The sequence below is a fragment of the Methylocystis sp. ATCC 49242 genome, from assembly GCF_000188155.2.
Lineage (GTDB): Bacteria > Pseudomonadota > Alphaproteobacteria > Rhizobiales > Beijerinckiaceae > Methylocystis.
On sequence record NZ_KE124774.1, the window covers coordinates 2,324,246 to 2,349,803 of the forward strand.

The 25,558-nt window shown below is 63.7% G+C and carries 19 protein-coding genes and 1 tRNA gene; 15 read left to right on the forward strand and 5 right to left on the reverse strand.

Annotation, left to right across the window (positions count from 1 at the left end):
• Positions 1 to 77 precede the first annotated feature (77 nt).
• From MET49242_RS13435 to MET49242_RS13445, 3 genes are all read left to right on the forward strand, one after another.
• Positions 78 to 320 (forward strand): DUF2312 domain-containing protein, encoded by a 243-nt coding sequence (locus tag MET49242_RS13435; protein ID WP_036283553.1) that lies wholly within the window; start codon positions 78 to 80, stop codon positions 318 to 320.
• Between the two features lie 138 nt (positions 321 to 458).
• The gene (locus tag MET49242_RS13440) at positions 459 to 2,066 is read left to right on the forward strand and encodes an outer membrane beta-barrel protein (RefSeq protein WP_051134196.1); all 1,608 of its coding nucleotides are present in this window, start codon (positions 459 to 461) and stop codon (positions 2,064 to 2,066) included.
• Between the two features lie 34 nt (positions 2,067 to 2,100).
• Positions 2,101 to 3,525, forward strand: a complete 1,425-nt coding sequence (locus tag MET49242_RS13445; protein WP_036283554.1) for a lipopolysaccharide biosynthesis protein — start codon at positions 2,101 to 2,103, stop codon at positions 3,523 to 3,525.
• A 98-nt stretch (positions 3,526 to 3,623) separates the two neighbouring features.
• Here MET49242_RS13445 and MET49242_RS13450 read toward each other — a convergent pair whose 3' ends face one another.
• The gene (locus MET49242_RS13450) at positions 3,624 to 4,484 is read right to left on the reverse strand and encodes a glycosyltransferase family 2 protein (protein ID WP_036288076.1); all 861 of its coding nucleotides are present in this window, start codon (positions 4,482 to 4,484) and stop codon (positions 3,624 to 3,626) included.
• A 173-nt stretch (positions 4,485 to 4,657) separates the two neighbouring features.
• Here MET49242_RS13450 and mgtA point away from each other — a divergent pair, with 173 nt between their 5' ends.
• Entirely contained in the window at positions 4,658 to 7,288 is a 2,631-nt protein-coding gene (mgtA, locus tag MET49242_RS13455; protein WP_036283556.1) for a magnesium-translocating P-type ATPase, read from the forward strand.
• Entirely contained in the window at positions 7,285 to 8,784 is a 1,500-nt protein-coding gene (locus MET49242_RS13460) for an AAA family ATPase (RefSeq protein ID WP_036283558.1), read from the forward strand. The genes mgtA and MET49242_RS13460 overlap by 4 nt, the downstream gene beginning before the upstream one ends.
• An 18-nt stretch (positions 8,785 to 8,802) precedes the next feature.
• On the opposite strand, the gene MET49242_RS13465 is transcribed toward MET49242_RS13460, so the two are convergent.
• Positions 8,803 to 9,786 carry a zinc-dependent alcohol dehydrogenase family protein gene (locus tag MET49242_RS13465; RefSeq protein ID WP_036288079.1) on the reverse strand — a complete coding sequence of 328 codons (984 nt, stop codon included), beginning with the start codon at positions 9,784 to 9,786 and terminating at the stop codon, positions 8,803 to 8,805.
• A 2-nt stretch (positions 9,787 to 9,788) separates the two neighbouring features.
• The gene (locus MET49242_RS13470; protein WP_036283560.1) at positions 9,789 to 10,220 is read right to left on the reverse strand and encodes a GNAT family N-acetyltransferase; all 432 of its coding nucleotides are present in this window, start codon (positions 10,218 to 10,220) and stop codon (positions 9,789 to 9,791) included.
• Between MET49242_RS13470 and MET49242_RS13475 the strand changes: the two genes are divergently transcribed.
• Positions 10,219 to 11,199: a polysaccharide deacetylase gene (locus MET49242_RS13475; RefSeq protein ID WP_051134197.1), complete on the forward strand. Its 981-nt coding sequence runs from the start codon at positions 10,219 to 10,221 to the stop codon at positions 11,197 to 11,199. The two genes, MET49242_RS13470 and MET49242_RS13475, sit on opposite strands and share 2 nt — an antisense overlap.
• A 12-nt stretch (positions 11,200 to 11,211) precedes the next feature.
• Here MET49242_RS13475 and MET49242_RS13480 read toward each other — a convergent pair whose 3' ends face one another.
• Positions 11,212 to 12,105: a DUF4238 domain-containing protein gene (locus tag MET49242_RS13480; RefSeq protein WP_084679091.1), complete on the reverse strand. Its 894-nt coding sequence runs from the start codon at positions 12,103 to 12,105 to the stop codon at positions 11,212 to 11,214.
• Between the two features lie 447 nt (positions 12,106 to 12,552).
• On the opposite strand from MET49242_RS13480, the gene secA reads away from it, so the two are divergent.
• A complete protein-coding gene (gene secA, locus MET49242_RS13485) occupies positions 12,553 to 15,372 on the forward strand; it encodes a preprotein translocase subunit SecA (protein WP_036283564.1) in 2,820 nt (939 codons plus the stop codon).
• Between the two features lie 259 nt (positions 15,373 to 15,631).
• On the opposite strand, the gene MET49242_RS25555 is transcribed toward secA, so the two are convergent.
• Positions 15,632 to 15,778, reverse strand: a complete 147-nt coding sequence (locus MET49242_RS25555) for a hypothetical protein (protein ID WP_158497304.1) — start codon at positions 15,776 to 15,778, stop codon at positions 15,632 to 15,634.
• A 65-nt stretch (positions 15,779 to 15,843) separates the two neighbouring features.
• Between MET49242_RS25555 and MET49242_RS13495 the strand changes: the two genes are divergently transcribed.
• The 8 genes from MET49242_RS13495 to trxA all read left to right on the forward strand — a co-directional run bounded on the left by MET49242_RS13495 (position 15,844) and on the right by trxA (position 25,518).
• A complete protein-coding gene (locus MET49242_RS13495) occupies positions 15,844 to 17,061 on the forward strand; it encodes a 6-phosphofructokinase (RefSeq protein ID WP_036288085.1) in 1,218 nt (405 codons plus the stop codon).
• Positions 17,062 to 17,297: 236 nt separating this feature from the next.
• Positions 17,298 to 18,566, forward strand: a complete 1,269-nt coding sequence (gene clpX, locus MET49242_RS13500; protein ID WP_036288088.1) for an ATP-dependent Clp protease ATP-binding subunit ClpX — start codon at positions 17,298 to 17,300, stop codon at positions 18,564 to 18,566.
• A gap of 261 nt (positions 18,567 to 18,827) precedes the next feature.
• Entirely contained in the window at positions 18,828 to 21,254 is a 2,427-nt protein-coding gene (gene lon / locus MET49242_RS13505; RefSeq protein WP_036283566.1) for an endopeptidase La, read from the forward strand.
• 295 nt (positions 21,255 to 21,549) lie between these two features.
• The gene (locus tag MET49242_RS13510; protein ID WP_227966177.1) at positions 21,550 to 21,849 is read left to right on the forward strand and encodes an HU family DNA-binding protein; all 300 of its coding nucleotides are present in this window, start codon (positions 21,550 to 21,552) and stop codon (positions 21,847 to 21,849) included.
• A gap of 160 nt (positions 21,850 to 22,009) precedes the next feature.
• Positions 22,010 to 22,085: transfer RNA gene (locus tag MET49242_RS13515), tRNA-Val, on the forward strand.
• A 285-nt stretch (positions 22,086 to 22,370) separates the two neighbouring features.
• Positions 22,371 to 23,060 (forward strand): hypothetical protein, encoded by a 690-nt coding sequence (locus MET49242_RS13525; protein ID WP_227966186.1) that lies wholly within the window; start codon positions 22,371 to 22,373, stop codon positions 23,058 to 23,060.
• Between the two features lie 41 nt (positions 23,061 to 23,101).
• On the forward strand, positions 23,102 to 24,637 hold the full coding sequence (locus MET49242_RS13530; protein WP_036283569.1) for an acyl-CoA carboxylase subunit beta: 1,536 nt from the start codon (positions 23,102 to 23,104) through the stop codon (positions 24,635 to 24,637).
• Between the two features lie 560 nt (positions 24,638 to 25,197).
• A complete protein-coding gene (gene trxA, locus MET49242_RS13535) occupies positions 25,198 to 25,518 on the forward strand; it encodes a thioredoxin (protein WP_036283570.1) in 321 nt (106 codons plus the stop codon).
• Positions 25,519 to 25,558 lie beyond the last annotated feature (40 nt).

The following is a 25,558-nucleotide window of genomic DNA, read 5'->3' on the forward strand; positions in this document are numbered from 1 at the left end:
CCTGTCGCAAGGCTCCGAGACACAGTCGGCCCGGCGTCCTCGCGCCCGGCCGGCGCAACCGTTTCGGGATAAATCTCATGGACAGCAACGGCGTCGACGGCGGGCATCTGCGCGCCTTCATCGAGCGAATCGAAAAGCTCGAGGAGGAGAAGCGCGCCATCGCCGACGACATCAAGGATGTTTATGCGGAGGCCAAGGGCACGGGCTTCGATGCGAAAATCATCCGCAAGATCGTCTCGCTGCGCAGGCAGGACAAGAGCAAGCGGCAGGAAGAGGAGGAAATCCTCGGTCTCTACCTCTCCGCGCTCGGCATGGAATAGCTTACGGATAAGCTCTCGTTAACCATATTTCCCTAACGCTACGCTAGCGCCGCCAAGCTTCCGCTCGGACGACCGGCGCGCGGGCGAGGGAAGACGTGCCGTCAGTCTATTCGGTGAGCCGCGTCGCTTGGGCTGCGCTTGGCGGCGCTCGCGGCGACGCCTGCGACCGGCCAGGCCCGCCCCACCGCCGCCGCCGCCCCGAAACGCCAGCCGACGCTGCCGCCCCTCTCGCAACCGGCGCCGCCGATGCGCCAGCTCGATCTCGAAATTCCGCCCGGACCCGCTCCTCTCATGCGCGGGATGCAGCCGGAGGCCGATCCGCGCCGCTCGGGGGCCGCCAATTACGGCGCGCCGGTCAAGCCGCAAAAGCTCCCCAAACCCTATCCGCCGAGGCGGATCGGCCTGCCGAAGCCCTTCGGCCCGCAGAATCCGCTGCCGCCGCTCGAACCCTACAAGACCTCGGCCATCGCCAAACGGGCGCTGAAGCTACGCCCGACGACGCAGCCGCCGCTCCCCGCCCCGCCGCCGCCCGTGACGGTCGCCGTGGAGCCGACGATCAAGGTCAGGCCGAGGCCGAAGATGGAGGAAAAGCCGTATGACCCTGTCGGCGTCGGGATCGGCTCGCTGCGGCTCTTCCCTTACGTCGAGACCTCCGGCGGCTATGACGACAACCCCAATCGCCTCGCGCCGCAGTTCAATCCGCGTCCGTCGAAACTCTTTCGCGCCGAGGGCGGCTTCACGCTTCAGTCCCAGTGGGGGCGCCATAGCCTCGTCGCCGATATGCGCGGGGGCTATTCGGAATATTTCGATTATCCGCTGGCGAGCCGTCCGGACGCCGTCGGCTCGCTGACCGGCCGCTACGAATTGACTCGCGACACTTCGCTCGACCTGAAAGGCAGCCTGTCGCTCGACACGATCCGTCCCGGCGCGCCGGCGCTCTTTTCCGGCGTCCAGACCGTGCAGGTGGTCAACCGGCCGATCGTCTTCGGCGTGAGCGCGGCGCCGGGCGTCACGCACAGGTTCAATCGTCTCGAGGTTTCGCTGCGCGGAACGCTGGAGCGGGTCATGTACGACAACACCCGCTATTCAAACGGCGACGTCCTCGATCTCGCGCGCACCAGCTACGACGGATATGGCGGCGGCGGCCGCGTCTCCTACGAAGTGTCGCCGGACCTCAAGCCTTTCGTGGACGGGGCCTACAGCTGGCGCGTCCATGACCAGCCGACCGACTTCAACGGCTTCTACCGCGACAGCAACGGTTTCCTGCTGCGCGGCGGCGCCGCGTTCAACGTTACGGAACTGGTGAAGGGCGAAGTCTCCGGCGGCTACGCCGAGCGCCATTACGCGGATTGGCGCCTGCCCCCGCTGCGCGGGCCGGTGATCGACGCCTCGCTGATCTACACGCCCTCCGCCCTGACGACGCTCACGCTGCGTGGCTCCACGACGCTGAACGAAACGACGCTCGCCAACGCCAGCGGCGTGCTGACGCAATCGGTCAGCCTGCAGCTGTCGCATGATCTTCTGCGCAATCTCAACGTCTCGCTGCTGGCCTCCTACTACAACAACAACTATCAGGGCGCCGATGTGGTTGAACGCGGCGGCAGTATTGGCGTCAAACTGGACTACAAGATCACGCGCTCGATTTCACTGCGCGGAAGTTATATGCACGAGTTGCTCGACAGCAGCTTCCCCAACGCCGACTATACGGCGAACGTCTATCTCGTGGGCCTGAGGTTCCAGCTTTGATCATGCGTATGCGTTCCCGGGAGGGCTCGCGCCGATGTGGATGATGGCTCCTTTCATCCTCAACAGCCTCCTGAACTTCGTCGTCAGCCTGCTCGTCGCGAAATTCCTCGGTCCCGCCGAATACGGCCGTTTCGTGCTGGCGCTCGCAGTGGCGGTCGTCGTACAGACGCTGCTTTTCGACTGGTTGCGGCTCGCCGCGACGCGCTTCTACTCCGAGCGCGACCGGCGGGAGCGACCGCAGATCCGCGCGACGCTGGACTCAGCCTTCGCCGTTCTCGCCGCGCTCGCGGCGCTGCTCGCGATCGTCATATGGGCGCTGGGAATCGATCTCACGCTCACGCATGATCTCGCCGCGCTCGCCATCGGCGTCGCCATCTCCAACGGGCTCTTCGATTTCGCCAGCGCTCTGGTGCGCGCGCGTTTTCAGGACAGGGCCTATGGCGCTCTGGTGATCTCGAAGAACCTCCTCGCCTTCGCGCTCACCGTTGGGGGCGCGCTTCTGTTTCGCTCGGCCAATGTCGCGCTTGTCGGCATGATGATTTCCGTCGCGGGTTCGCTCGTCGTCGGCCGCGCGGGACTGATCGACGCCGACGCAGGCTTCGGCGCCGCGGAGCGCGCGCTCGTCACGCGCTTTCTGGCCTATGGCCTGCCGATCGTGCTGGCGAATTTCCTGTATCAGACAGTGCCGCTGACCAATCGCGCCGTGGCGTCGCAGATCAACGGCTTCGCCGAGGTCGGCCGCATATCGCTCGCCTTCGAGATCGGCATCCGCATCGTCGGCGCCGTGGCCTCGGCGCTCGACGTGATCCTGTTCCAGATCGCGGTGCATGCGGAAACGACCGACGGCGTCGGCGCCGCGCATAATCAGATTTCCAGAAATCTCGGCGTCGTCTTCGCCGTGGCGTTGCCGGCCGTCGCAGGTTGCTGGCTCATCCTGCCGAGCTTTCAGGAACTCTTCGTGCCGGAGAATTTCCGTGGACCCTTCGCGCATTATTTCACGCTGATGACCCCGGCGCTCCTTGCCTTTGCGCTGATCAACTACGGCGTCAACAGCGCCTTTCAGATTTCGCACAAGCTCTCGCCGCTCGTCATCGCCGCCCTCGTCGCCTCGATCGCAAATTCGCTTTGCGTGATCTATCTGCCGCCGACGCCCGACGCTTCGCGCTTCGCCGTCGCGCAATCGATTTCGTCATGCAGCGGACTCGCCGCGCTCCTTGCGATGATGTTTCTGCTCGAACCCATGTGGCCGCGCGCGCGCGACATTTTCGGCGCGTCGATTGCGACTGTCGCCATGCTCGCGGCCGGCGCGCCGATGCGCGCCATGACGCCGGGCGTCTTGGCGCTTTTCGCGCAGGTGACGGCCGGCGCGGCGGTTTACGGCGCCGTCGCCTACGCCTTCGACATCGGCGAGATGCGCAGCGTCTTCGCGCCGAAGATTCGCGCGCGGCTGAAGCGTTAAAGCGCGTTCAGGAAAAGTGTAGGCGGTTTTCCTTTCGAACGCGCGACGAGACATGAAGCGAGAGCAAATTCGGCGAATCCAAATTCGCCGGATTTGCGTTAAAGCTCCAGCACCCGGCGGGGGTCGGCGCGGCCGCGCGCGATGTCCGCGAGCGCGAGGAGATTGCCGCGCAAACGGCCGCGCCGGTCGATCCATGGCTCGGGACGCAGCGACTTCACGATATTGGCGATCAGATTGCGTGACGCGAGCCCGAGCGCAAAACGCGGCGCCGCCGTGCCCTTGCGCACGAGATAGAGCGGATTGACGATCTGCGAATAGCCGAGGCGCACGCCGGGGGTGCGGCCGGATTTCACGCCCAGATGCACGCCGGCGAAATGATTGGTCCGCACGACGCGCCCGACGCGCGCATATTGGGCGGAGAAGTCCGTGTCCTCCAGCCAGGAATAGAGGGGCAGATTTTCATCGAAGCGCACCCGCGGCGCCGCGCTCAGCCGGAACGCCATGTTGCAGCCATAGGTGCCGGTATCGTCGACGAGACGATAATCGCCCGGCTGCCGGTAAGCGGCGATGAGGGCGTCGGCTTCCTCGAAGGTCAGTCCGCGCGAATGTATGCCGTCCGCAATCAGATGGCCGGAAGCGGCGACGACCTCGCCGCGGTCCGTAAACAGCCGCTCGACGCCGGCCAGAAAACCGGGCTCGGGAACATAATCGTCGTCGATGAAAACAACGACGTCCGCCTCGTCCGCGATCAGATCGAGCGCATGGTTGCGCTGAAGCGAGAGCCCACGGCCCGGCGCGACGAAGAATTCGGCGCCCTGTGTGACCTGCGGCGCGTCCTCCGTCGCCGCGCCGACCACGACGAGCCGATCCGGCGCGCGCGTCTGGCGAGTCAACCGGCGGAGCGTTTCAGCGACGGTTCGCGGTCGTCCGGTGGTGGCGATGGCGATGGCGATTTTCATGCGGCGCGCTTCCTTCACAGTCGCGTCCAAGATGGCGCGCGGGCCTTTAGGAAAGGTTAGGCGCCGGCCGGGTCGGCCAGCGCGACGCGGCGACGCGGGCGCAACGCATTGCGGAAGGGGCGCGAATTTGCGACATCGAAAGGGTCTGCCCGCTCCGCCGAGGAAGCGCCGAAATGCCCAGTCGAGTCGAGTCCGCGGGATTCCATGGGGACGAAGCGGTTCGCGCCATGCTCATCGGCGCGGCGTCGAGCGACGTCGATCCGCTCCTCGCCAGCTTCGCGACCACGACCGCCGGACTCACCCGCGACGAGGCGTGGGGACGCCGCAGGGTCTATGGACCGAACCGCATCGCGCATGAAGCCAGCGTCGGCCTGCTGCGCGAATTCGCCGGACATCTGTTCAATCCGCTCAACGCGCTTCTGCTCACCCTCGCGGTCGTGTCCTGGGCGCTGAGCGATCGGCGCGCGGCGATCGTCATTTCGGCGATGGTGGTCCTGAGCGTGCTCCTCGCCTTCGTGCAGGAGCATCGCTCCAACACCGCAGCGGCAAAGCTGCGCGCCATGGTGCGGATCCGCGCCTCCGTGCGGCGGCCGGAGGCCGGCTCCGCGGACGATGGCTTCGTGGAGACGTCTCTCGAAGACCTCGTTCCCGGCGACATCGTGCGCCTGTCGGCGGGCGACATGATCCCGGCCGATGTCAGGCTCATCGAGGCGAAGGATCTCTACGTCAATCAATCGGCGCTGACCGGCGAATCCCTGCCGGTCGAGAAATTCGCCCATGTCGTGGCGGCGCCGGTCGAGCCGCTCGACGTCGGCAATCTCGCCTTCATGGGCGCGAATGTCGTCAGCGGCTATGCGCGCGCCCTGGTGCTGATGACGGGAAGCCGCACGCTTTTCGGCGAGATCGCCGAAAGGCTCGGGGAGCAGGACGACTCCACCGCCTTCGACGAGAGTGTGAAGAAATTCACCCTGCTGATGATCAGCTTCATGACAGTGATGGCGCCCGCCGTCTTTCTCATCAACGGCTATCTGAAAGGCGACTGGTTCGAAGCGCTTCTGTTTGCGATTTCGGTTGCGGTCGGCCTCACGCCCGAGATGTTGCCGATGATCGTGACCGTCAATCTCGCCAAGGGCGCGCTGGCGATCTCGCGCGAGAAGGTCATCGTCAAGCGACTCAACGCCATACAGAATTTCGGCGCGATGGACGTGCTCTGCACCGACAAGACCGGCACGCTGACTCAGGACCGGATCATCCTGAAGCGCCACCTCGATATTTACGGAAAAGATTCCGACCGCGTGCTGGAGTTCGCCTATCTCAACAGTCATTTCCAGTCCGGGCTTAAAAACCTGCTGGACATCGCGGTCCTGCAACATGCGGAGATCGAGGAACGGCTGCAACCCCGGCACAGCTTCACGAAGATCGACGAAATTCCATTCGATTTCGAGCGGCGTCGGCTGTCGGTCGTCGTGCAGCGCGACGATGGCCAGCATCTACTCATCTGCAAGGGCGCGGTGGAGGAAATCTTCGCCGTCTCCACGCGTTTCGATTCCGTCGACGCCTGCGGGCCGCTCGACCCCTCGCATCTTTCTACCGCGCAGCAGGAGATGGCGGAGCTGAACGCCGACGGCTTCAGGGTCGTCGCCGTCGCCTACAAGGAAATGCCGCCGGAACAGGACGTATATTCCACCGCCGACGAAACCGGTCTGACGCTGCTGGGCTACATAGCCTTTCTCGATCCGCCCAAGGATAGCGCCGCGCAGGCCATCGCCAATCTGGCGAAGGGCGGCGTGGCCGTGAAGATTCTCACCGGCGACAATGACATCATCACGCGCAAGATCTGTCACGACGTCGGCCTGCAGGTCGATCGTCTCGCGCTCGGCGCGGAAATCGATCGCATGGACGACGCGCAGCTCGCCGCATGCGCCGCCTCGACAACCGTATTCGCCAAGCTGACGCCGCCGCAGAAGGCCCGCGTCGTCGCAGCGCTTCGACGACAGGGCCATGTCGTCGGCTATCTCGGCGACGGCATCAATGACGGCCCTGCGTTGAAGGCTGCGGACGTCGGCATTTCGGTCGACACCGCCGTCGACATCGCGCGCGAATCCGCCGACATCATCCTGCTGGAGAAAAGCCTCGCGGTGCTCAACGACGGAGTCATCGAAGGCCGCAAGGTCTTCGCCAACATTCTCAAATATGTGAAGATGGGGGCGAGCTCGAACTTCGGAAACATGTTCAGCGTGCTCGGCGCGAGCGTCTTCCTGCCCTTCTTGCCGATGACGCCCATCCAGATTCTCACCAACAACCTTCTATACGATTTTTCGCAGACGGCCATTCCGACGGACAATGTCGACGAGGAATATCTCACGCGCCCGCGCAAATGGGATATCGGCGGCATCGCCAAATTCATGATCTATGTCGGGCCGATCAGCTCCATCTTCGACTATGCGACATTCATCCTCATGCTCGCCGTCTTCGACGCCTGGAACAAGCCCTCGCTCTTCCAGACCGGATGGTTCGTCGAATCCCTGCTGACGCAAACGCTCATCATTCACATCATACGCACCAACCGGATTCCCTTTTTCCAGAGCCGCGCGAGCGGCGCGCTCATCGCGACCACCATTGCGGTCTGCCTGTTCGGCGCGGCGCTGCCCTATTCGCCGTTTGCGAATGTCTTCGGCTTCACGCCGCTCCCATGGAGCTACTGGCCAGTCGTCGGCGGTTTCCTGATCGGCTACGCGGCGCTCGCGCATATCGCCAAGTCCGCTTTCGTCAAACGCTGGGAAAACGATATGGATCATTCATGAGCACGAATGCGCAGGATGAGACTGTCCGTTTTCTCTCCACGCTCGACGGCGGCGCGCAGGAGACCGTCACGACGCATATCTCCATCGTGCTGCTCGGCAAGGAGCGGGTCTACAAGCTCAAGCGCGCGGTTCGTTTTCCTTATCTCGATTTCTCGACGCCGCGGCTACGCCTAGAAATGTGCGAGCGCGAGGTCGCGCTCAATCGCCGATACGCGCCTCGTCTCTACCTCGGCGCAAGGCGCGTGACGCGGGAAAAGGATGGAAGCCTCGCGCTCGATGGCGCAGGCGAGACGATAGACGCCGTCGTCGTGATGCGCCGCTTCGACGATGACGCGCTTTTCGAAAAAATGGCGCTCGCCGGCCGGCTCACGCGCGACATGATCGAGCGGCTCGCGCGTCATGTCGCGCAGGTTCAGGACGCGGAGCCGCCCGATTATGTGCGCGGCGGCGTGGCGGCGTTGGGCAGGATCGTCGACAACATCGACGCGAGCCTGCGCGAAGCCTCGGCGGCGGCGCCGGCGGAAATCGACGCGCATGTCGCGCGATTGCGCGGGCCGCTTGAGGCGCAGGCTGCGCGGCTCGATGCCCGCAGGATTGCGGGCAAGGTGCGCCCCTGTCACGGCGATCTGAACCTGCGCAACATCTGCCTCTTCGAGGGCGAGCCGACGCCCTTCGACTGTCTGGAATTTTCCGACGACATATCGACGATCGACGTTCTCTATGATTTCGCTTTCCTGCTGATGGATCTGTGGCGCGTCGATCTGCGCGATCTCGCCAATGTGGCTCTGAACCGTTATCTCGATGCGCGCGACGAGATCGACGGCTTGCCGCTCCTGCCCTTCTTCATGTCGATGCGCGCGTCGATCCGCGCGCATGTGGAGGCGTCGCAGGGGCACGCCGAAAAATCACGCCTCTATCTGAATCTCGCGCGCGAGCTGCTCGCGCCGTCGCATGGCGCAATCGTCGCCATCGGCGGGTTCAGCGGCTCGGGCAAGTCGAGCGTCGCGGCGGCCTTGGCGCCGCGTCTCGGCGCGGCGCCCGGCGCGCGCACGATCAACAGCGACCGTATCCGCAAGCGCATGTTCGGCGTGGGGCCGACGGAGCGCCTGCCGCAACAGGCCTATGGGAGCGACGTGTCCGCGCGCGTCTATCGCGACATGTTCACGGCGGCGGCGCGCGTCGCCGCGACGGGCTGGCCGGTGATCGTCGATGCGGTGCTTGATCGTCCGCAGGACCGCGGGGAAATCGAAAATATCGCGCGCGGACTCGGCGTTCCCTTTTCTGGCGTGTGGCTCGACGTCGATCTCGCTCGCCGCGTCGCGCGGGTCGAAAACCGCTTCAACGACGTGTCCGACGCGACGCGCGACGTGCTTCAGGCGCAGATGGCGAAGGACACGGGCGAGATCGGATGGCTGCGCATCGACGCGGCGCGGGATATCGCTGCTATCGTCGGGGCGATATGCAGCTCTCTCCCGTCAGTGCTCGCGCGCGGCTGAAGGCGAGCACGCCCTTCGTCATGGGATCAGCACCGCGGCGCCCTGCAGGCGCCCGTCGCGCAGATCATTCAACGCCTCATTGGCCTGCGCGAGGGGATAGCGAACCGCATGTATCTCTAGCGCCAATGTCGGCGCGAGCGAGAGAAACTCGCGGGCGTCCTCACGCGTGAGATTGGCGACGGACAAGAGCCGCCGCTCCTCCCACAATAGCGCATAGGGAAAGGCCGGAATGTCGCTCATATGGATGCCGCCGCACACCACCGCGCCGCCCTTCCTCGTCGCGGCCAGCGCGCGCGGCACGAGCGCGCCGACGGGGGCGAAGATCAGCGCGGCGTCGAGCTTCTCGGGCGCGGACGCGTCGGAATCCTGCGCGGAGGCGGCGCCGAGCGAGCGCGCGAATTCGGCCGCGGGCGCGTCTCCCGGCCGCACGAAGGCGTGCACGCGCTTGCCCTGCTGGATCGCGACCTGCGCGATGATATGAGCGGCCGCGCCAAACCCGTATATGCCGATCACACTCGCCGCACCCGCCATTTTCAGCGTGCGCCAGCCGATGAGCCCGGCGCAGAGGAGCGGCGCGAGCGTCGCCGGATCGCCCTCGTCGGGCAGCGCGAAACTGTAGGAGGCGTCGGCGACGGCGTGGGTCGCATAGCCGCCATCGCGCGTATAGCCGGTGAAGAGCGGATCGTCGCAGAGATTTTCGCGCGCGCTGGCGCAATAGGGGCAATGGCCGCATGTGTGGCCGAGCCAGGGCACGCCGACGCGCTGGCCGGGCGTGAAACCGGAAACGCCCGGCCCCAGCGCCTCGACGCGCCCGACGATCTCGTGGCCCGGTATGATCGGGAGCTTTGGCTGCGTGAGTTCGCCGTCGACGACGTGAAGGTCCGTGCGGCAGACGCCGCAGGCTTCGACGCGCAGGCGCAACTCGCCTTCGCCGGGCGCCGGGAGCGGACGCTCCTCCATCACGAGCGGCGTGTTCGGCCGCCGCAGGACCATTGCCTTCATCGTCATCGCAAACGCCTGCTCAGAAAAATCCGCTGGCCGCCGGGCGGAAAATCCGCGATCTCGCCGACCCGCGAGAAGCCGGCGCGTTCGTAGAAATCCGCGACGCGCGGATCGAATGTGTCGATATAGACGCCGATGCAGCCGCGCGCGAGGGCGGCGCGCCCGGCCTCCTCCATCAGCCTTCCGCCAAGTCCGCGGCCGCGCTGCGCGTCGGACACCCACAGGTGACGGACATAAAGCCAGCGCCAGTGGCTGACGCCATTCAGGCCTCCGATCAGCGCGCCGGACGCATCGCGCGCGACGATCGACAGCGGCGCCTCGTCGCGCGGCCCGAAGCGCGCCGCGACTTCCGCGCCGAGCCGCGCGGCGACCTCGGCCGATTCGCCGGTTTCGATTTCAAGCGTCGGCTTCTCAATTGGCGGGTTTTTGGTCATGATCGCGCGCGTGAAACGAACCCTCTTCTCCCTGCTATTCTGCGCGAGCCTCGCCGCCGCCACAACGGCGCGCGCCGGGGAAGCCTGCGCTCCCGCGACAATCGCCCCCTCGCCCGCGGCGACGGGCGCGCGGGTGCGCGATTATGCGCCCGTTTTCGAGAGCTGCGCGCAAGGGGAGGCGATCCGCCTCGTCATCCGCCGCATGACCATCGACGGTGAGAAGCTGCTTCTCACCGTCGATCCCCGGTCGCTGGAGACCACGCTGGAGCGCGCCGCCTGCTGGCGCTGCGCGCAGACGAGCGAGGAGGAGCAGGCGGAGACGCGCTTCCTGCAAGCCGTCAGGCCGCCGGCCGATCCGGCGAGGCCCCCGGCGCTGGTCAACGCCGGGCTCATCCACGGCAAGGGCGGCGGCGCCTTCATCACCGGCGATCTCTGCCCCAGCCACAAGCCGCTCGACCACGCCTTCATAGATGAGGTCGCCGCGCAGGGGCCGGGAACGCCGCTGACGCTCGCGGTCTCGGGCGGCTGGATCGCGCATCACGCCGAGGATTTCGCCTGGCTGCAGGAGAAGGTCCGCTCCGGCGCGCTAGCCATCTCCTGGGCCAACCACTCCTATTCTCACCCTTACGTTCCCGGGCTGAAGGACGCGCAAAATTATCTGCTGCGGCCGGGCGTCGATCTCGACCGCGAGATTTTCGAAACCGAGAAGTTGCTCATCGCCCATGGCGAGACGCCGTCGGTCTTCTTCCGCTTTCCCGGGCTCGTCGCCGACGGCGCGCTGCTGGAGAAGCTGCGGGAACGCCATCTCGTGGCGCTGGGGGCGGATTCCTGGCTGGCGCTCGGCCCGCCGCCGCGGGCGGGCTCGATCGTGCTCGTGCATCCCAACGGCAATGAGCCGGGCGGCTTGGCGATTTTCTCGCGGCTCTTGAAAAGCGGGCGGATGCCGAAGCCGTTTCGGGACATCACGGAGGCACCGTGAACGCCCCTCCGTTTATGCGCTGTCGACAGCCGCCACTCTGTCAACAATGGTTTGTACGAAAAATAAGTCCTCACAGTCGCTAACGATTGTCTCATGTGCCTTCGTGATTGTACGAAAGTTGATATCGAATACTCCTTCCCAGCCAAGCGTGATCCAGTCATAGAGGCCAGGAGGCCTGTGACTGAAACGCAGAGCGAATCTAGGTGAAATCGGCATCGTGATCTCACACCCGCGCGAACCTAACCCCCTTGGGACCATGCGCCGCTCGTTTCCCCTGCTGTTTGGGAAACAGATAACAGCGGGATTGTCGCTAGTTAAGAAAGGGTGCGGAGATTCATTGATGAGTATATCGCAACCAAAGCGTTGTGAAATGACGTTGATGTTCGCGTTTACGAAGTCCGGAAACCAAGTTCCCATTGGATCGCTTGCCATCTGCTGAATTTCTTCGAGCGCTATCTTGGGACCGCTCACTAACGTGGGCGGCATTTGAACATTTGAGCGGATCCGTATGTTTCGCGCTTTCTGGAATATGCGAGCCCAATGCTGTTTCATATGCTCGATTTGCCGTGGAGGTCGCGCAATCATTGCCGCAACAAATCCGTAAAGCGCGGCAACTTCTTGCATTCCGACGTGGCCAGCGCTTTCGATCAAAGCACGAACGCGGATAAACTCAGGCTCTATTTTCTGTGCGAAATGATCCTCAATGCTGAGGTCTCGCTCTTTACCCCTGAAAATTGTGTAGAGCTCGGGCTTTTTCATTATGTTACCGGGACTACGGCGTCGATGGTTGCCGCCCTTTCTGTCAAACAAATGGACAAATGGCTCGTGCCCGGCTGGTGTATTGAGATCAACCCATGCTCGCAGATAACTGTCCGGAACCCAATGCTGATTCTTGTTTCTGGCCATTCAACTCTGCCTCGTTACATCGAGGAAAACTCTCGTCGGTCGCCGCTTTCCGACCACCCGATTGAAGGTCTGATTTCCGCTCCCTCATCCTGAGGAGGCATCGTAGAGGCCGTCTCGAAGGACAAAAGAGCGGAAATCAAGACGTCGGACGGACTTCCTCATCCTGAGGAGCTGCCGCAGGCGGCGTCTCGAAGGACGAGGAAGTCCACCCGATGGCCGCAGCGGCCAAGTCTGCCCGAGAGCGACTTTGCCAAGGCGCCCCTTACATTGACAAGGCTTCCCCACCCCCTTATCTCTCCGGCGGAAATGCCGCGTCGGCCCTGACGCCCGGAGTCCCGGTCGCCGTCACAAGCGGTTGCTTTTCCAAAGCTTTGCGACGCTCCGCCCCGCCCGCCGATTCTGCGCGCGCCCCGGCGGCGGCGCGCCATCGTTAGAAAGGTTTGCGGGATGCTCGGCGCCATCGCCAAGAAGATTTTCGGCACGGCCAATGACCGCCGCCTCAAGACCTATGCGCCGAAAGTCAAGGCCATCAATGCGCTGGAGCCGCAGCTAGAAGCTCTCTCCGACGAGGAGCTGCGCGCCCGCACGGAGGAATTCCGTGAACAGCTCGCCGCCGGCAAGACGCTCGACGACCTGCTCGTTCCCGCCTTCGCCACCGTTCGCGAGGCGGCGAAGCGCACGCTCGGCCAGCGCCACTTCGACGTCCAGCTCATCGGCGGCATGGTGCTGCACGAGGGCGCGATCGCGGAAATGCGCACCGGCGAAGGCAAGACCCTCGTCGCCACGCTCGCCGTCTATCTGAACGCGCTCGCCGGCAAGGGCGTGCATGTCGTCACCGTCAACGACTATCTGGCCAAGCGCGACAGCGACTGGATGGGTCAGATTTACCGCTTCCTCGGCATGACCGTCGGCTGCGTCGTCCACGACCTTTCCGACGAAGGCCGCTCCGATGCCTACAACTGCGACATCACCTACGGCACCAATAACGAATTCGGCTTCGATTATCTGCGCGACAATATGAAATACGAGTTCGCGCAGATGGTGCAGCGCGGGCATAATTTCGCGATCGTGGACGAGGTGGACTCGATTCTCATCGACGAGGCGCGCACGCCGCTCATCATCTCCGGCGCCGTGGACGACAAGTCGGATCTCTACAATACGATCGACCGTCTCATCCCGAAGCTCTCCGCCGAGGACTATGACCTCGACGAGAAGCAGCGCTCGATCAGCCTCACCGACGCCGGCAACGAGCACATGGAGCAGCTGCTGATCGACGCCGGCGCGCTGACGGAGGGGGCGCTCTACGAAGCCCACAACGTCACGCTGGTCCATCACGTCAATCAGGCGCTGCGCGCCCACAAGCTCTTCCAGAAGGACAAGGACTATATCGTCCGCAAGGGCGAGGTGGTCATAATCGACGAATTCACCGGCCGCATGATGCCGGGCCGCCGCTACTCGGAAGGGCTTCATCAGGCGCTGGAGGCGAAAGAGCGCGTGCAGGTCCAGCCGGAGAACGTGACGCTCGCCTCGATCACCTTCCAGAACTATTTCCGCCTCTACGACAAGCTCGCCGGCATGACCGGCACGGCCGCGACCGAGGCCAATGAATTCGCCGAGATCTACAGGCTCGACGTCGTGGAGATTCCCACGAACCGTCCGGTTCAGCGCCGCGATGACGACGACGAGGTCTATCGCACGGCGAAGGAGAAACTCGGCGCGATCCTCGAAGAGGTCAAGGACGCCAATGCGCGCATGCAGCCGCTGCTCGTCGGCACGACCTCGATCGAGAAGTCGGAGCAACTCGCGGAGTTCCTGGTCCAGCAGGGCTACAAGATGATCGACTTCGCCGACGGCAAGGGATTGTCGGAGCTCTACAAGGCGGCGCGTTCCGGCGAGCCGTCGAAGATGTTCGCGGTGCTCAACGCCCGCTTCCACGAACAGGAAGCCTATATTGTCGCGGAGGCCGGCGTTCCGGGCGCGATCACCATCGCCACCAACATGGCCGGCCGCGGCACGGACATTCAGCTCGGCGGCAATGTCGAGATGCGCGTCGCACAGGAATGCGCCGGCCTCGAAGGCGACGCGCGCGCCGCCAGGGAAGCCGAGATCCGCGAGGAAGTCGCGGCCTTCAAGGAGAAGGCGCTGGCCGCCGGCGGCCTCTACATCATCGGCACGGAGCGCCACGAGAGCCGCCGCATCGACAACCAGCTGCGCGGCCGCTCGGGCCGCCAAGGCGATCCCGGCCGCTCCAAGTTCTTCCTGTCGCTGCAGGACGATCTGATGCGCATCTTCGGCTCCGAGCGCATGGACTCCATGCTCGTCAAGCTCGGGCTGCAGGAGGGCGAGGCGATCGTCCATCCGTGGATCAACAAGGCGATCGAGAAAGCGCAACACAAGGTCGAGGCGCGCAACTTCGACATTCGCAAGAACATCCTCAAGTTCGACAATGTCATGAACGACCAGCGCAAGGTCATCTTCGAGCGCCGGCGCGAAATCATGGGTGAGGAGAGTGTCGAGGAGCAGGTCTCCGACATGCGCGCCGAGGTGGTCGACAATCTCGTGTCGCGCCACATTCCGCATGACGCTTACGCCGAAGCATGGGACGTCGAGGGGCTCGCCGAGGAGGTCAAGGCGAAACTCAATCTCAACGAGCCGGTCGCCGACTGGGCGAAGGAAGAAGGCATCGCCGACGAGGAGATCAAGGAGCGCCTGCTGGATGCGGCCGACGCCGCCTATGAAGCGCGCGTCGAGAGGAACACTGCGCCGCTCATGCGCATGATCGAAAAGCAGGTTGTGCTGCAGTCGCTCGACACGCTGTGGCGCGAGCATCTCGTCGCGCTCGACCATCTGCGCCAGGTCATCGGCTGGCGCGGCATGGCGCAGCGCGATCCGCTCAACGAATACAAGTCCGAGGCGCTGGAACTGTTCCGCAGCCTCATGAGCCATTGGGACGAGACCGTCACCGCGCAGCTGATGCGCGTCGAGGTCAGCTTCGAGGCGCCGCCCTCGGCGCCGCCGGAACTGCCGCCAATGGAGATGATGCACCCCGATCCGGTCGCCATTTCCGCGGGCGTCAGCGCTGAACAGACGGCGCTCGAAGACCTCAATGCGCGCCTCGCATCGTCGGATTTCTCGCCGCAGGCCCTAGCCCCCGCGCCCGTCCGCGACCCCGCCGACCCCTCGACCTGGGGCAAGGTGGGCCGAAACGAAGCCTGCCCCTGCGGCTCGGGCAAGAAATACAAGCATTGCCACGGACAGCTCGTGTAATCCGGCAGAACATTAGCCCGGCGTCGGCCGGGCTATTTTTTACCGAGCGTCTTCAGAATGATTTTGGCGACTCCGCTTCGGCGCGCTTTCGTCGCCCGCGCGCGCCGCGATTTGCGATCAAATCGCCCGCCGGGCGTCGACGCGGCGCAAGCATCATCCGCCAGCCCGGCTTCAACCATCCGCGACGCCTCGAGACAGGGCGATCGCCACGGAGGGGCGCGGTTGCGGCGAATTGCGCCGGCGACCAGGCCATTCAGGTTCAGATTGAACCGGAATGGCCCGGAATCTCTTCGCTCGACGCATTTTCTTCACGCGAACCGGTTTCCACTTCGCTCGAAAACGCTTTAAGTTGCCGCCCGCCGGCGACGAATCGACAATCGAGCGCCGCAATTGCGCGCCGGTTCAAGCGCGCCGCCGACTCTCCGCCTCGGGGCGGGCATGTCGCCGCTGGCGCTAAATAGGAGCCCCTTCGTGACCGCCATCGATTTCTCCAAGGTCCTTGTCGCACAGGGCGGCGGACCCACCGCCGTCATCAACCAGTCGCTCGTCGGCACGGTGCTGGAATCACGCAAGTTCCGAGAGGTCGAGCGAATCTATGGCGCCTTCCATGGCGTGCGCGGCATCGTCAATGAGGACTTCCTCGATCTGACGCAGGAGACCACCCACAATCTCGAAATGGTCGCAAACACGCCGTCCTCGGCGCTGGGCTCCACCCGCGACAAGCCAGACCTGAAATATTGTCAGGAAATTTTCAAGGTGCTGCGCGCCCATGGCGTCGGTTGCTTCTTTTATATCGGCGGCAACGACAGCTCCGACACGGTCCGCATCGTCTCGCAGGAGGCGAGGAGCGCAGGCTATCCGCTCCGCGCCATCCACATCCCCAAGACGATCGACAACGACCTGATGATCAACGACCACACGCCCGGCTTTCCCTCCGCGGCCCGCTGGGTGGCGCAGGCTTTCGCCGGCGCCAATCTCGACAACTGGGCCCTGCCCGGCGTCTATATCGCCGTCGTCATGGGCCGCCACGCGGGCTTTCTCACGGCCGCATCGGCGCTCGGCAAGAAGTTCCCCGATGACGGACCGCATCTCATCTACATTCCCGAACGCGCCTTCGTCATCGAGAAGTTCCTCGCCGACGTGAAGGCGACCATGGACAAATACGGACGCTGCGTCGTCGCCGTTTCCGAGGGCGTCTGCGACGAGAATCACACGCCCATCGCCGAAAAGCTCGCCAGGCAGGTCGAGCGCGACGCCCATGGCAATGTACACCTCGGGGGTGGGGCGCTGGCGGACGAATTGACCCAGCTTGTGAAAGAAAAGCTCGGATTCAAGCGCGTTCGCGCCGACACTTTCGGCTATGTGCAGCGCAGCTTCGTGGGTTGCGTCTCGGACGTGGACCAGCGCGAAGCCCGCGAAGTGGGCGAAAAGGCCGTCCAATATGGCCTCTGGGGAGGACGCGACGGCTCGGTGACGATCCATCGCACCGGCTTTTATTCCGTGGACTACCAGCTGACGCCCCTTGAAGAAATCGCAGCCAAGACCAAAGTCATGCCGGATGAGTTCATCAGCCCCTGCGGGACGGACGTCACGGACGCCTTCCGCCTCTATTTGCGGCCGCTGCTGGGCAGCGGCATGCCGGACGCCTACAGGCTCCGGCTGAACCGGGTTCCGAAGATTCTGAGCTGAACCGCCCCAGGCCCGGAACTTGCTATCCGGTTCATTTATGACAAGGTTGCAAAACCGGGCCGGCCTCCAATAAAATGGGAGCCTTGAGGTGCGGGCACACAGGCGCAGGAACGCGTCGACGCGGTAGACCCCGAAAGGCGGAAACGCAAACATCGCTTTCCACCTTTTGTTAGGCTGATGCCGGTAACACATGTTTGGGTCGATTCGTCGTCGGATCGCCCCTTCAGGAGAATAACATGAGCAAAGTCGGCGGCGGCGATTCCAAGAACACGCTTTACTGCTCGTTTTGTGGGAAGAGCCAGCACGAAGTCCGCAAGCTGATCGCCGGTCCGACGGTGTTCATCTGCGACGAATGCGTCGAACTCTGCATGGACATCATCCGCGAGGAGAACAAGTCCTCGCTGGTCAAGCAGCGAGACGGCATTCCCACCCCGCGGGAAATCTGCAAGGTTCTGGACGATTATGTGATCGGCCAGGCGCAGGCGAAGCGCGTCCTGTCGGTCGCGGTCCACAATCATTACAAGCGACTGAACCACGCCACCAAGCACGGCGACGTGGAGCTCGCAAAGTCGAACATCCTGCTGATCGGCCCGACCGGCGTCGGCAAGACCATGCTCGCGCAGACGCTCGCCCGCATCCTCGACGTGCCCTTCACCATGGCCGACGCCACGACGCTGACCGAGGCGGGCTATGTCGGCGAGGATGTCGAAAATATCATCCTGAAGCTGCTGCAGGCCTCCGACTACAATGTCGAACGCGCCCAGCGCGGCATTGTTTATGTCGACGAAATCGACAAGATTTCCCGCAAATCCGACAATCCGTCCATTACCCGAGACGTGTCGGGCGAGGGCGTCCAGCAGGCGCTGCTCAAGATCATGGAGGGCACGGTCGCCTCCGTGCCGCCGCAGGGCGGGCGCAAGCATCCGCAGCAGGAGTTCCTGCAGGTCGACACGACGAACATATTGTTCATCTGCGGCGGCGCCTTCGCCGGCCTCGAGAAGATCATCTCGGCGCGCGGACGCTCCACGTCGATCGGTTTCGGCGCCACGGTTCAGGCGCCGGACGACCGCCGCACCGGCGACATCTTCCGTCAGGTGCAACCCGAAGATTTGTTGAAATTCGGTCTGATTCCGGAGTTCGTCGGCCGCCTGCCGGTGATCGCGACGCTCGAGGATCTCGACGAGGACGCGCTGAAGAAGATCCTCACCGAGCCCAAGAACGCGCTGGTCAAGCAGTATCAGCGGCTGTTCGAGATGGAGAATGTCGAGCTCACCTTCCAGGACGACGCGCTGTCCGCCGTCGCTCGCAAGGCCATCGAACGCCATACCGGCGCCCGTGGCCTGCGCTCGATCATGGAGGGCATTCTGCTCGACACGATGTTCGACCTGCCGGGCCTCGAGGGCGTCGAGCAGGTGGTGATTGGCCCCGAAGTCGTCGAGGGCAAGGCGCGTCCGTTGTATATTTATGCGGAACGCAACGAGAAGAGCGGCGGCGCCAGCGCATGATGCGCGCGCCGACGCCATATCCTTGACCTGACGCAAGCCGCGCTCATCCGCGGCTTGCAGCGTCCTTGAATCGCCAGTTCGCGTATCCCATTTCTCCGTTAACGAGGTTGTGCGGGCTGAGACAAGCCGGGAGCCTCGACGGGCGTGCGGGCGCATGAGCGAACGCCCCGCGGCCCAAACTTTGCTAGTCCCAAAATCCGCTCGGCACAGTAGTCCGCGTCGCCTATACTGGGACGCGCAACGATGACAGGACGAGACCAAATGACGAACGAAAAGCGCGACGCCATCACGCCGGGTGCGGTTGATAGCTATCCTGTCCTGCCCCTGCGCGACATCGTCGTCTTTCCGCACATGATCGTGCCCCTTTTCGTGGCGCGCGAGAAATCCATCCGGGCGCTGGAGGAGGTCACCAAGACCGACCGGCTGATCCTGCTCGCCACGCAGAAGAACGCCGGCGACGACGACCCGGCGACCGACGCGATCTATTCGGTCGGCACGCTCGCCTCGGTGCTGCAACTTCTCAAGCTTCCCGACGGCACGGTGAAAGTGCTCGTGGAGGGCGTGGCCCGCGCCAGCGTGCGCAATTATTCGCGCACCGACGATTACTATGAGGCCGACGCGGAAGCCATCGCCGACGACATGGGTTCGCCCGTCGAAGTCGAGGCGCTCGGCCGCTCGGTCGTCGCCGAATTCGAAAGCTATGTGAAGCTCAACAAGCGCGTGTCGTCCGAGGTCGTCGGCGCGGTGACGCAGATCGACGATTTCTCGAAGCTCGCCGACACCATCGCCTCGCATCTTTCGGTCAAGATCGCCGACAAGCAGGACGTGCTGGAGACGATCAACGTCGCCCGCCGTCTTGAGAAGTGCCTGTCGCTGATGGAGAGTGAAATCTCCGTCCTTCAGGTCGAGAAACGTATTCGCACGCGCGTCAAGCGCCAGATGGAGAAGACGCAGCGCGAATATTATCTCAACGAGCAGATGAAGGCGATCCAGAAGGAGCTGGGCGACGAGGACGGCAAGGACGATCTCGCCGAGCTCGAGGAGCGCATCAAGAACACCAAGCTCTCGAAGGAGGCGCGCGACAAGGCGGTCGCCGAATTCAAGAAGCTGCGCCAGATGTCGCCCATGTCGGCCGAAGCCACGGTGGTGCGCAACTATCTCGACTGGATCCTGTCGATCCCGTGGGGCAAGCGCTCCAAGGTGAAGCGTGATCTGGGACAGGCCGAGGAAGTGCTCGACGCGGAGCATTTCGGCCTCGAGAAGGTCAAGGAGCGCATCCTCGAATATCTCGCCGTGCAGAGCCGCGCCAACAAGCTAACGGGCCCGATCCTGTGTCTCGTCGGCCCGCCCGGTGTCGGCAAGACGTCGCTCGGCAAGTCGATCGCGAAGGCCACGGGGCGCGAATTCGTTCGCATGTCGCTCGGCGGCGTGCGTGACGAAGCGGAAATCCGCGGGCATCGCCGCACCTATATCGGCTCGATGCCCGGCAAGATCATCCAGTCGATGCGCAAGGCCAAGACGTCCAACCCGCTCTTCCTGCTCGACGAGATCGACAAGATGGGCATGGACTTCCGGGGCGATCCGTCATCGGCGCTGCTCGAGGTGCTGGACCCGGAGCAGAACGCTTCGTTCAACGATCATTACCTCGAGGTCGACTACGACCTTTCGAATGTCATGTTCGTGACAACCGCGAACACGCTGAACATTCCGGCGCCGCTGATGGACCGCATGGAGATCATCCGCATCGCCGGCTACACGGAAGCCGAGAAGGCCGAGATCGCGCGCAAGCACCTCATCCCCAATGCGGTGCACAAGCACGGCCTCGCGCCGGAGGAATGGATGATCGCCGAGGACGGCCTGCTCGAACTCATTCGCCGCTATACGCGCGAAGCGGGCGTGCGCAATCTGGAGCGTGAAATCTCCAACCTCGCCCGCAAGGCGGTGAAGGAGATCCTGCTCAAGAAGACGGCCAGGATCGTCGTCACGGCGGACAATATCGCGGACTATCTGGGCGTTCCGAAATATCGCTACGGCCAGGCGGAACTAGAGGATCAGGTGGGCGTCGTCACGGGCCTCGCCTGGACGGAGGTCGGCGGCGAATTGCTGACGATCGAAGGCGTCATGATGCCCGGCAAGGGCAAGATGACGGTCACGGGCAATCTGCGCGACGTGATGAAGGAGTCGATCTCCGCGGCGGCGTCCTATGTCCGCTCGCGCGCCGTCGACTTCGGCGTCGAGCCGCCGCTGTTCGACCGCCGCGACATTCACGTGCATGTGCCGGAAGGCGCGACGCCGAAGGATGGACCGTCGGCAGGCGTGGCGATGGCCACGGCGATCGTCTCGATCATCACCGGCATTCCGGTTCGCGCCGATATCGCCATGACTGGCGAAATCACCTTGCGCGGCCGTGTCCTGCCGATCGGCGGCCTGAAGGAGAAACTGCTCGCGGCGTTGCGCGGCGGAATCAAGAAGGTGCTGATCCCGGAGGAGAACGCCAAGGATCTGGCGGACATCCCGGACGCGGTGAAGAACGGGCTCGAAATCGTGCCGGTGGCGCGGATGGAGGAAGTTCTCCAGCACGCGCTGGTCTCCCAGCCCACGCCGATCGTTTGGGAGGAGGACGCCGCGGCGCTCTCGAAGCGCTCCGGGATAGCCGAAGACGACGGCTCGGGCGTTCGGGCGCACTGACCGCGGCCAGTCAAAACCATGATGAGAGCCTCGTCGAGCAGACGGGGCTCTTTTCGTTGGAGCGTCGCGCCGAAAGGCCCGCGTCGCCGTTCAAAAATCGCGCAACCGGCCTGTTTTCCGGTCTTTCCGCGTTGCAGCGGGGATTTTCCCCGGTTTTCCGGCGGTTTCTGGCTCTGTCCGCCGTGAACGCCTTGCTTTTCCTGCGATTCGGACCCAACACTCCCCATCGCTACGCGCTGACGATTCGAGGCCGCGGCACGGTTTCCAGCGGAAGATCGTCGGCCCCGCAGCGCGATTGGAGAAGGAAAAGGCCATGAACAAATTGGAACTGGTCGAGCACGTCGCGAACGAGACGGAGACCTCGAAGGCTGCGGCGGCTGCTGCGATCGACGCTGTGATCGACGGCATCACCAAGGCGCTGAAAAAGGGCGACGAAGTCCGTCTCGTCGGGTTCGGCACCTTCTCGGTGAAGAAGCGCGCCGCCGGCAAGGGCCGCAATCCGGCGACCGGCGAAGAGATCAAGATTCCGGCCTCGAAGAGCGCCCGCTTCAAGCCTGGCGCGACGCTGAAGGCCGCGCTCAACAAGGCGAAGTAAAACGCCCGCGCTCCGGGCGAATGGGGTGAGCAGTCAGGATTCCTTTCACGGCCGTCGGAACGCTTCCGATGGCCGTTCCCGTTTCACATCTTCCTGTCCGCTTGCCTCGCGTTCGCGGCGTCTTTAAAAGCGTTCTCGCGGCCGCGTTCTGGACGCTTTCGGGCGGTTAGCTCAGCTGGTAGAGCATCTCGTTTACACCGAGAATGTCGGGAGTTCGATCCTCTCACCGCCCACCATTTCCTAGAATATGCTTCATGGAAGAGACAAGTCGACGGCGATCGCGCCGACGAGGCTGACGGCGGCGCCACAACGCCCGACGCGGACATGGGAAGATCCGATCTGTCCGGCGGAGCGCGCCCTCCAGCCCGTCAGCGGCGTCTCCTATGCTCGAGCGAGGAGTTGTCGCTCGTTTTTCTATGAAAAAGCCTCCGCCCGGCCTCTTCACCGCGGCGCAATGACGCTTTAGGATCGTCTGCGACGCCAGACGGCGAAACGACAGCGAGTGCGGAAACTTGAATTACATGGGCAAGAGCGGCGCCGTGCTGTTGCGACTTTTTCTCCTTCTCCTTCTCTCGACGCTCCTTCACCCGACCCTCGCGGCGCGCGCGGAGGACATGGGCTTTCGCGTCGTCGGTCTCGGCTCGGGCGCCTGCGGCGCGCGCTGCCCGCAGGTGATCGCCGCGCAGGGCGAGATCGTCGAGGGAACGCCGGACGCCTTTCTGGCTTTCGTTCGCCAGAACGTCGGCGGCGGCAATCTTCACGGAATCGTTCTGCTCGATTCCCCCGGCGGCAAGGTCGTCGCCTCAATGGAGCTCGGCCAGGCGATTCGTCGCCTCGGCATGGCGGTTATCGTCGCGCGGCCGGCTGCGGACCAGTCCTCCGGCGCCATGGCGGTCGCGGCCGGCCGCTGCTACTCGGCCTGCGTCTATGCGCTGATGGGCGGCAAGAAGCGCGTCATTCCGCCGGAAAGCCGCGTCGGCGTTCATAGGATGTTCAATTATTCCACGAGCTTCGACCTCGCCGAAGGCGGGCTGGTGCGTGAGCGCAATTACGATGACGGCGGCATGCGCGCCACGCTCTCGCGTTACGCGAGCATGATGGGCGTGAGCACGGACCTCGTTAATCTCGCGGAGCGGACGTCGCCCGACCAGCTCTACATGCTGACGGGCGCCGATATCGCCCGTTGGCGCCTCGGCTCGCGCAAACTATAAGCGCGCAGGAAAATATCGACGAACGACGAACAGGGCTGGACATGAAACATATTATCGACGGTCTCGAACAACGCCGCGCCTCCGCGCGACTGGGCGGCGGCCACAAGCGCATCGAGGCGCAGCACGCTCGCGGCAAACTGACGGCGCGCGAACGAATCGAATTGCTGCTCGATCAGGGATCTTTCGAAGAATTCGACATGTTCGTGACGCATCGCTGCACGGACTTCGGCATGGACCAGGGCGAGAAGACCTCGGGGGACGGCGTGGTCACCGGCTGGGGCACGGTCAATGGCCGCGCCATCTTCGTCTTCGCCAAGGACTTCACCGTCTTCGGCGGCTCGCTTTCCGAGACGCATGCGCAGAAGATCACCAAGCTTCAGGACATGGCGCTCAAGAACCGCGCACCGATCATCGGCCTGTTCGACGCGGGCGGCGCGCGCATCCAGGAGGGCGTCGCGGCGCTCGGCGGCTATGGCGAGGTCTTCCAGCGCAATGTGATGGCCTCGGGCGTCATTCCGCAGATCTCGCTGATCATGGGCCCTTGCGCCGGCGGCGACGTCTATTCGCCCGCGATGACCGACTTCATCTTCATGGTGCGCGACACGAGCTACATGTTCGTCACCGGCCCGGACGTGGTGAAGACCGTCACGAACGAGACCGTCACGGCGGAGGAGCTCGGCGGCGCCTCCGTCCACACGACGAAGAGCTCCATCGCCGACCGCGGCTACGACAATGACGTGGAGGCGCTTTTGCAGATGCGCCGCCTCATCGACTTCCTGCCCTCCTCCAACACGGAGGAGCCGCCGGAATGGCCAAGCTTCGACGACGTCGACCGTCTCGACAATTCGCTCGACACGCTGATCCCCGACAATCCGAACAAGCCTTACGACATCAAGGAGCTGATCACGAAGGTCGTCGACGAGGGCGATTTCTTCGAGCTTCAGGAAGCGCACGCAAAGAACATCGTCATCGGCTTCGGCCGCGTCGAGGGGCGTACAGTCGGCATTGTGGCCAACCAGCCGATGGTGCTCGCCGGCGTGCTCGACATCGACGCGTCGAAGAAAGCGGCGCGCTTCGTGCGGTTCTGCGACTGCTTCAACATTCCGATCGTCACCTTCGTCGACGTGCCGGGCTTCCTGCCGGGCACGGCGCAGGAATATGGCGGCCTCATCAAGCATGGCGCGAAACTGCTCTTCGCATACGCTGAAGCTACAGTTCCGAAAGTGACGGTCATCACCCGCAAGGCTTTCGGCGGCGCCTATGACGTCATGGCCTCGAAACATCTGCGCGGCGACGTCAACTACGCATGGCCGTCGGCGCAAATCGCGGTGATGGGCGCCAAGGGCGCCGTCGAGATCATCTTCCGCGCCGACATCGGCGATCCCGACAAGATCGCGCAGCGCACGAAGGAATATGAAGACCGCTTCCTTTCACCATTCGTCGCCGCGGAGCGCGGCTACATCGACGAGGTGATCATGCCGCATAGCACGCGCAAGCGAATCGCGCGCGCGCTCGCGCTGCTGCGTCACAAGGAACTGGAAAATCCCTGGAAGAAGCATGACAACATTCCTTTGTAAGGATGCGTCAGATTGCAACTTATGCGAGCGCGGCGGACAGCCGCGCTCTTTTCTTTTGCGTCATTATGACACGCCGGTTTGCGAGCATTGCTCAATTGCCCGGCATGTGACTTGAAATTTCGCCAGACTGCACATTTTCGAGTGACAGCCCATGTAATTTGTCATAGTGTCCGTCTCGCCAAGTTGATTGGGTAAGCCTAAGCGTAAAGTGCGTTTAAGCTTTTCTAAGTCCCAGCAACGGTCCAAGTCGGGGAGGACGCCGGTAGGAACGCAACTCGCGACATGGCTCGACGAACGAGCCGCTGCGAGGGGTTATCGAAGCGACACAAAGACTTCGGGACCAGGCGCTCACGCCGGTTAAAGGACAGGGTGCCAAAGAGTGGGGATCGGCCCGGCCGTCCCCGCTCTTTGTGTTTAAGGACCCTTCATAGATTTTCCCTCTCATCCGATAAGCTCGAGCAATAGAGCGCATGCGCCCGGCTTGTGCTTGACGCGCGACGGCGCCGTTCCTACTTTCCAGCCGGAATCCTTTTAAAAAGGCCCGCAACGAAAGGCCCCTCATGTCCACGCAAAAAATTACCGACGCCACTTTCGAGCAGGAAGTGTTGAAATCCGCCGAGCCCGTCGTTGTCGACTTCTGGGCCGAGTGGTGCGGACCCTGCCGCATGATTGCGCCCGCCTTGGAAGAAATCGCCGCGGAGATGAAGGGCAAGGTCAAAGTGGTCAAGCTCAACATCGACGAGAATCCGGCCGTCGCCAGCAAGCTCGGCATCCGGTCGATCCCGACGCTGATCATCTTCAAGGACGGCAAGGCCGCCGCGCAGAAGGTCGGCGCGGCCGCGAAGGGCGAACTGTCGCGCTGGATCAGCGCCGCGGTCTGACATGATTCTTGCGAGCCTGAAGGCGCGCGGTCCGGAAGGC

What these genes read in the sequence shown, in the direction of transcription:
- trxA (WP_036283570.1), top strand. Translation starts at nt 25,198, where the DNA reads ATGTCCACGCAAAAAATTACCGACGCCACTTTCGAGCAGGAAGTGTTG.
- MET49242_RS13445 (WP_036283554.1), top strand. Translation starts at nt 2,101, where the DNA reads ATGTGGATGATGGCTCCTTTCATCCTCAACAGCCTCCTGAACTTCGTC.
- clpX (WP_036288088.1), top strand. Translation starts at nt 17,298, where the DNA reads ATGAGCAAAGTCGGCGGCGGCGATTCCAAGAACACGCTTTACTGCTCG.
- MET49242_RS13460 (WP_036283558.1), top strand. Translation starts at nt 7,285, where the DNA reads ATGAGCACGAATGCGCAGGATGAGACTGTCCGTTTTCTCTCCACGCTC.
- MET49242_RS13465 (WP_036288079.1), bottom strand. Translation starts at nt 9,786, where the DNA reads ATGAAGGCAATGGTCCTGCGGCGGCCGAACACGCCGCTCGTGATGGAG.
- MET49242_RS13480 (WP_084679091.1), bottom strand. Translation starts at nt 12,105, where the DNA reads ATGGCCAGAAACAAGAATCAGCATTGGGTTCCGGACAGTTATCTGCGA.
- lon (WP_036283566.1), top strand. Translation starts at nt 18,828, where the DNA reads ATGACGAACGAAAAGCGCGACGCCATCACGCCGGGTGCGGTTGATAGC.
- MET49242_RS13450 (WP_036288076.1), bottom strand. Translation starts at nt 4,484, where the DNA reads ATGAAAATCGCCATCGCCATCGCCACCACCGGACGACCGCGAACCGTC.
- MET49242_RS13525 (WP_227966186.1), top strand. Translation starts at nt 22,371, where the DNA reads ATGGGCAAGAGCGGCGCCGTGCTGTTGCGACTTTTTCTCCTTCTCCTT.
- MET49242_RS13470 (WP_036283560.1), bottom strand. Translation starts at nt 10,220, where the DNA reads ATGACCAAAAACCCGCCAATTGAGAAGCCGACGCTTGAAATCGAAACC.
- mgtA (WP_036283556.1), top strand. Translation starts at nt 4,658, where the DNA reads ATGCCCAGTCGAGTCGAGTCCGCGGGATTCCATGGGGACGAAGCGGTT.
- MET49242_RS13435 (WP_036283553.1), top strand. Translation starts at nt 78, where the DNA reads ATGGACAGCAACGGCGTCGACGGCGGGCATCTGCGCGCCTTCATCGAG.
- secA (WP_036283564.1), top strand. Translation starts at nt 12,553, where the DNA reads ATGCTCGGCGCCATCGCCAAGAAGATTTTCGGCACGGCCAATGACCGC.
- MET49242_RS13530 (WP_036283569.1), top strand. Translation starts at nt 23,102, where the DNA reads ATGAAACATATTATCGACGGTCTCGAACAACGCCGCGCCTCCGCGCGA.
- MET49242_RS13475 (WP_051134197.1), top strand. Translation starts at nt 10,219, where the DNA reads ATGATCGCGCGCGTGAAACGAACCCTCTTCTCCCTGCTATTCTGCGCG.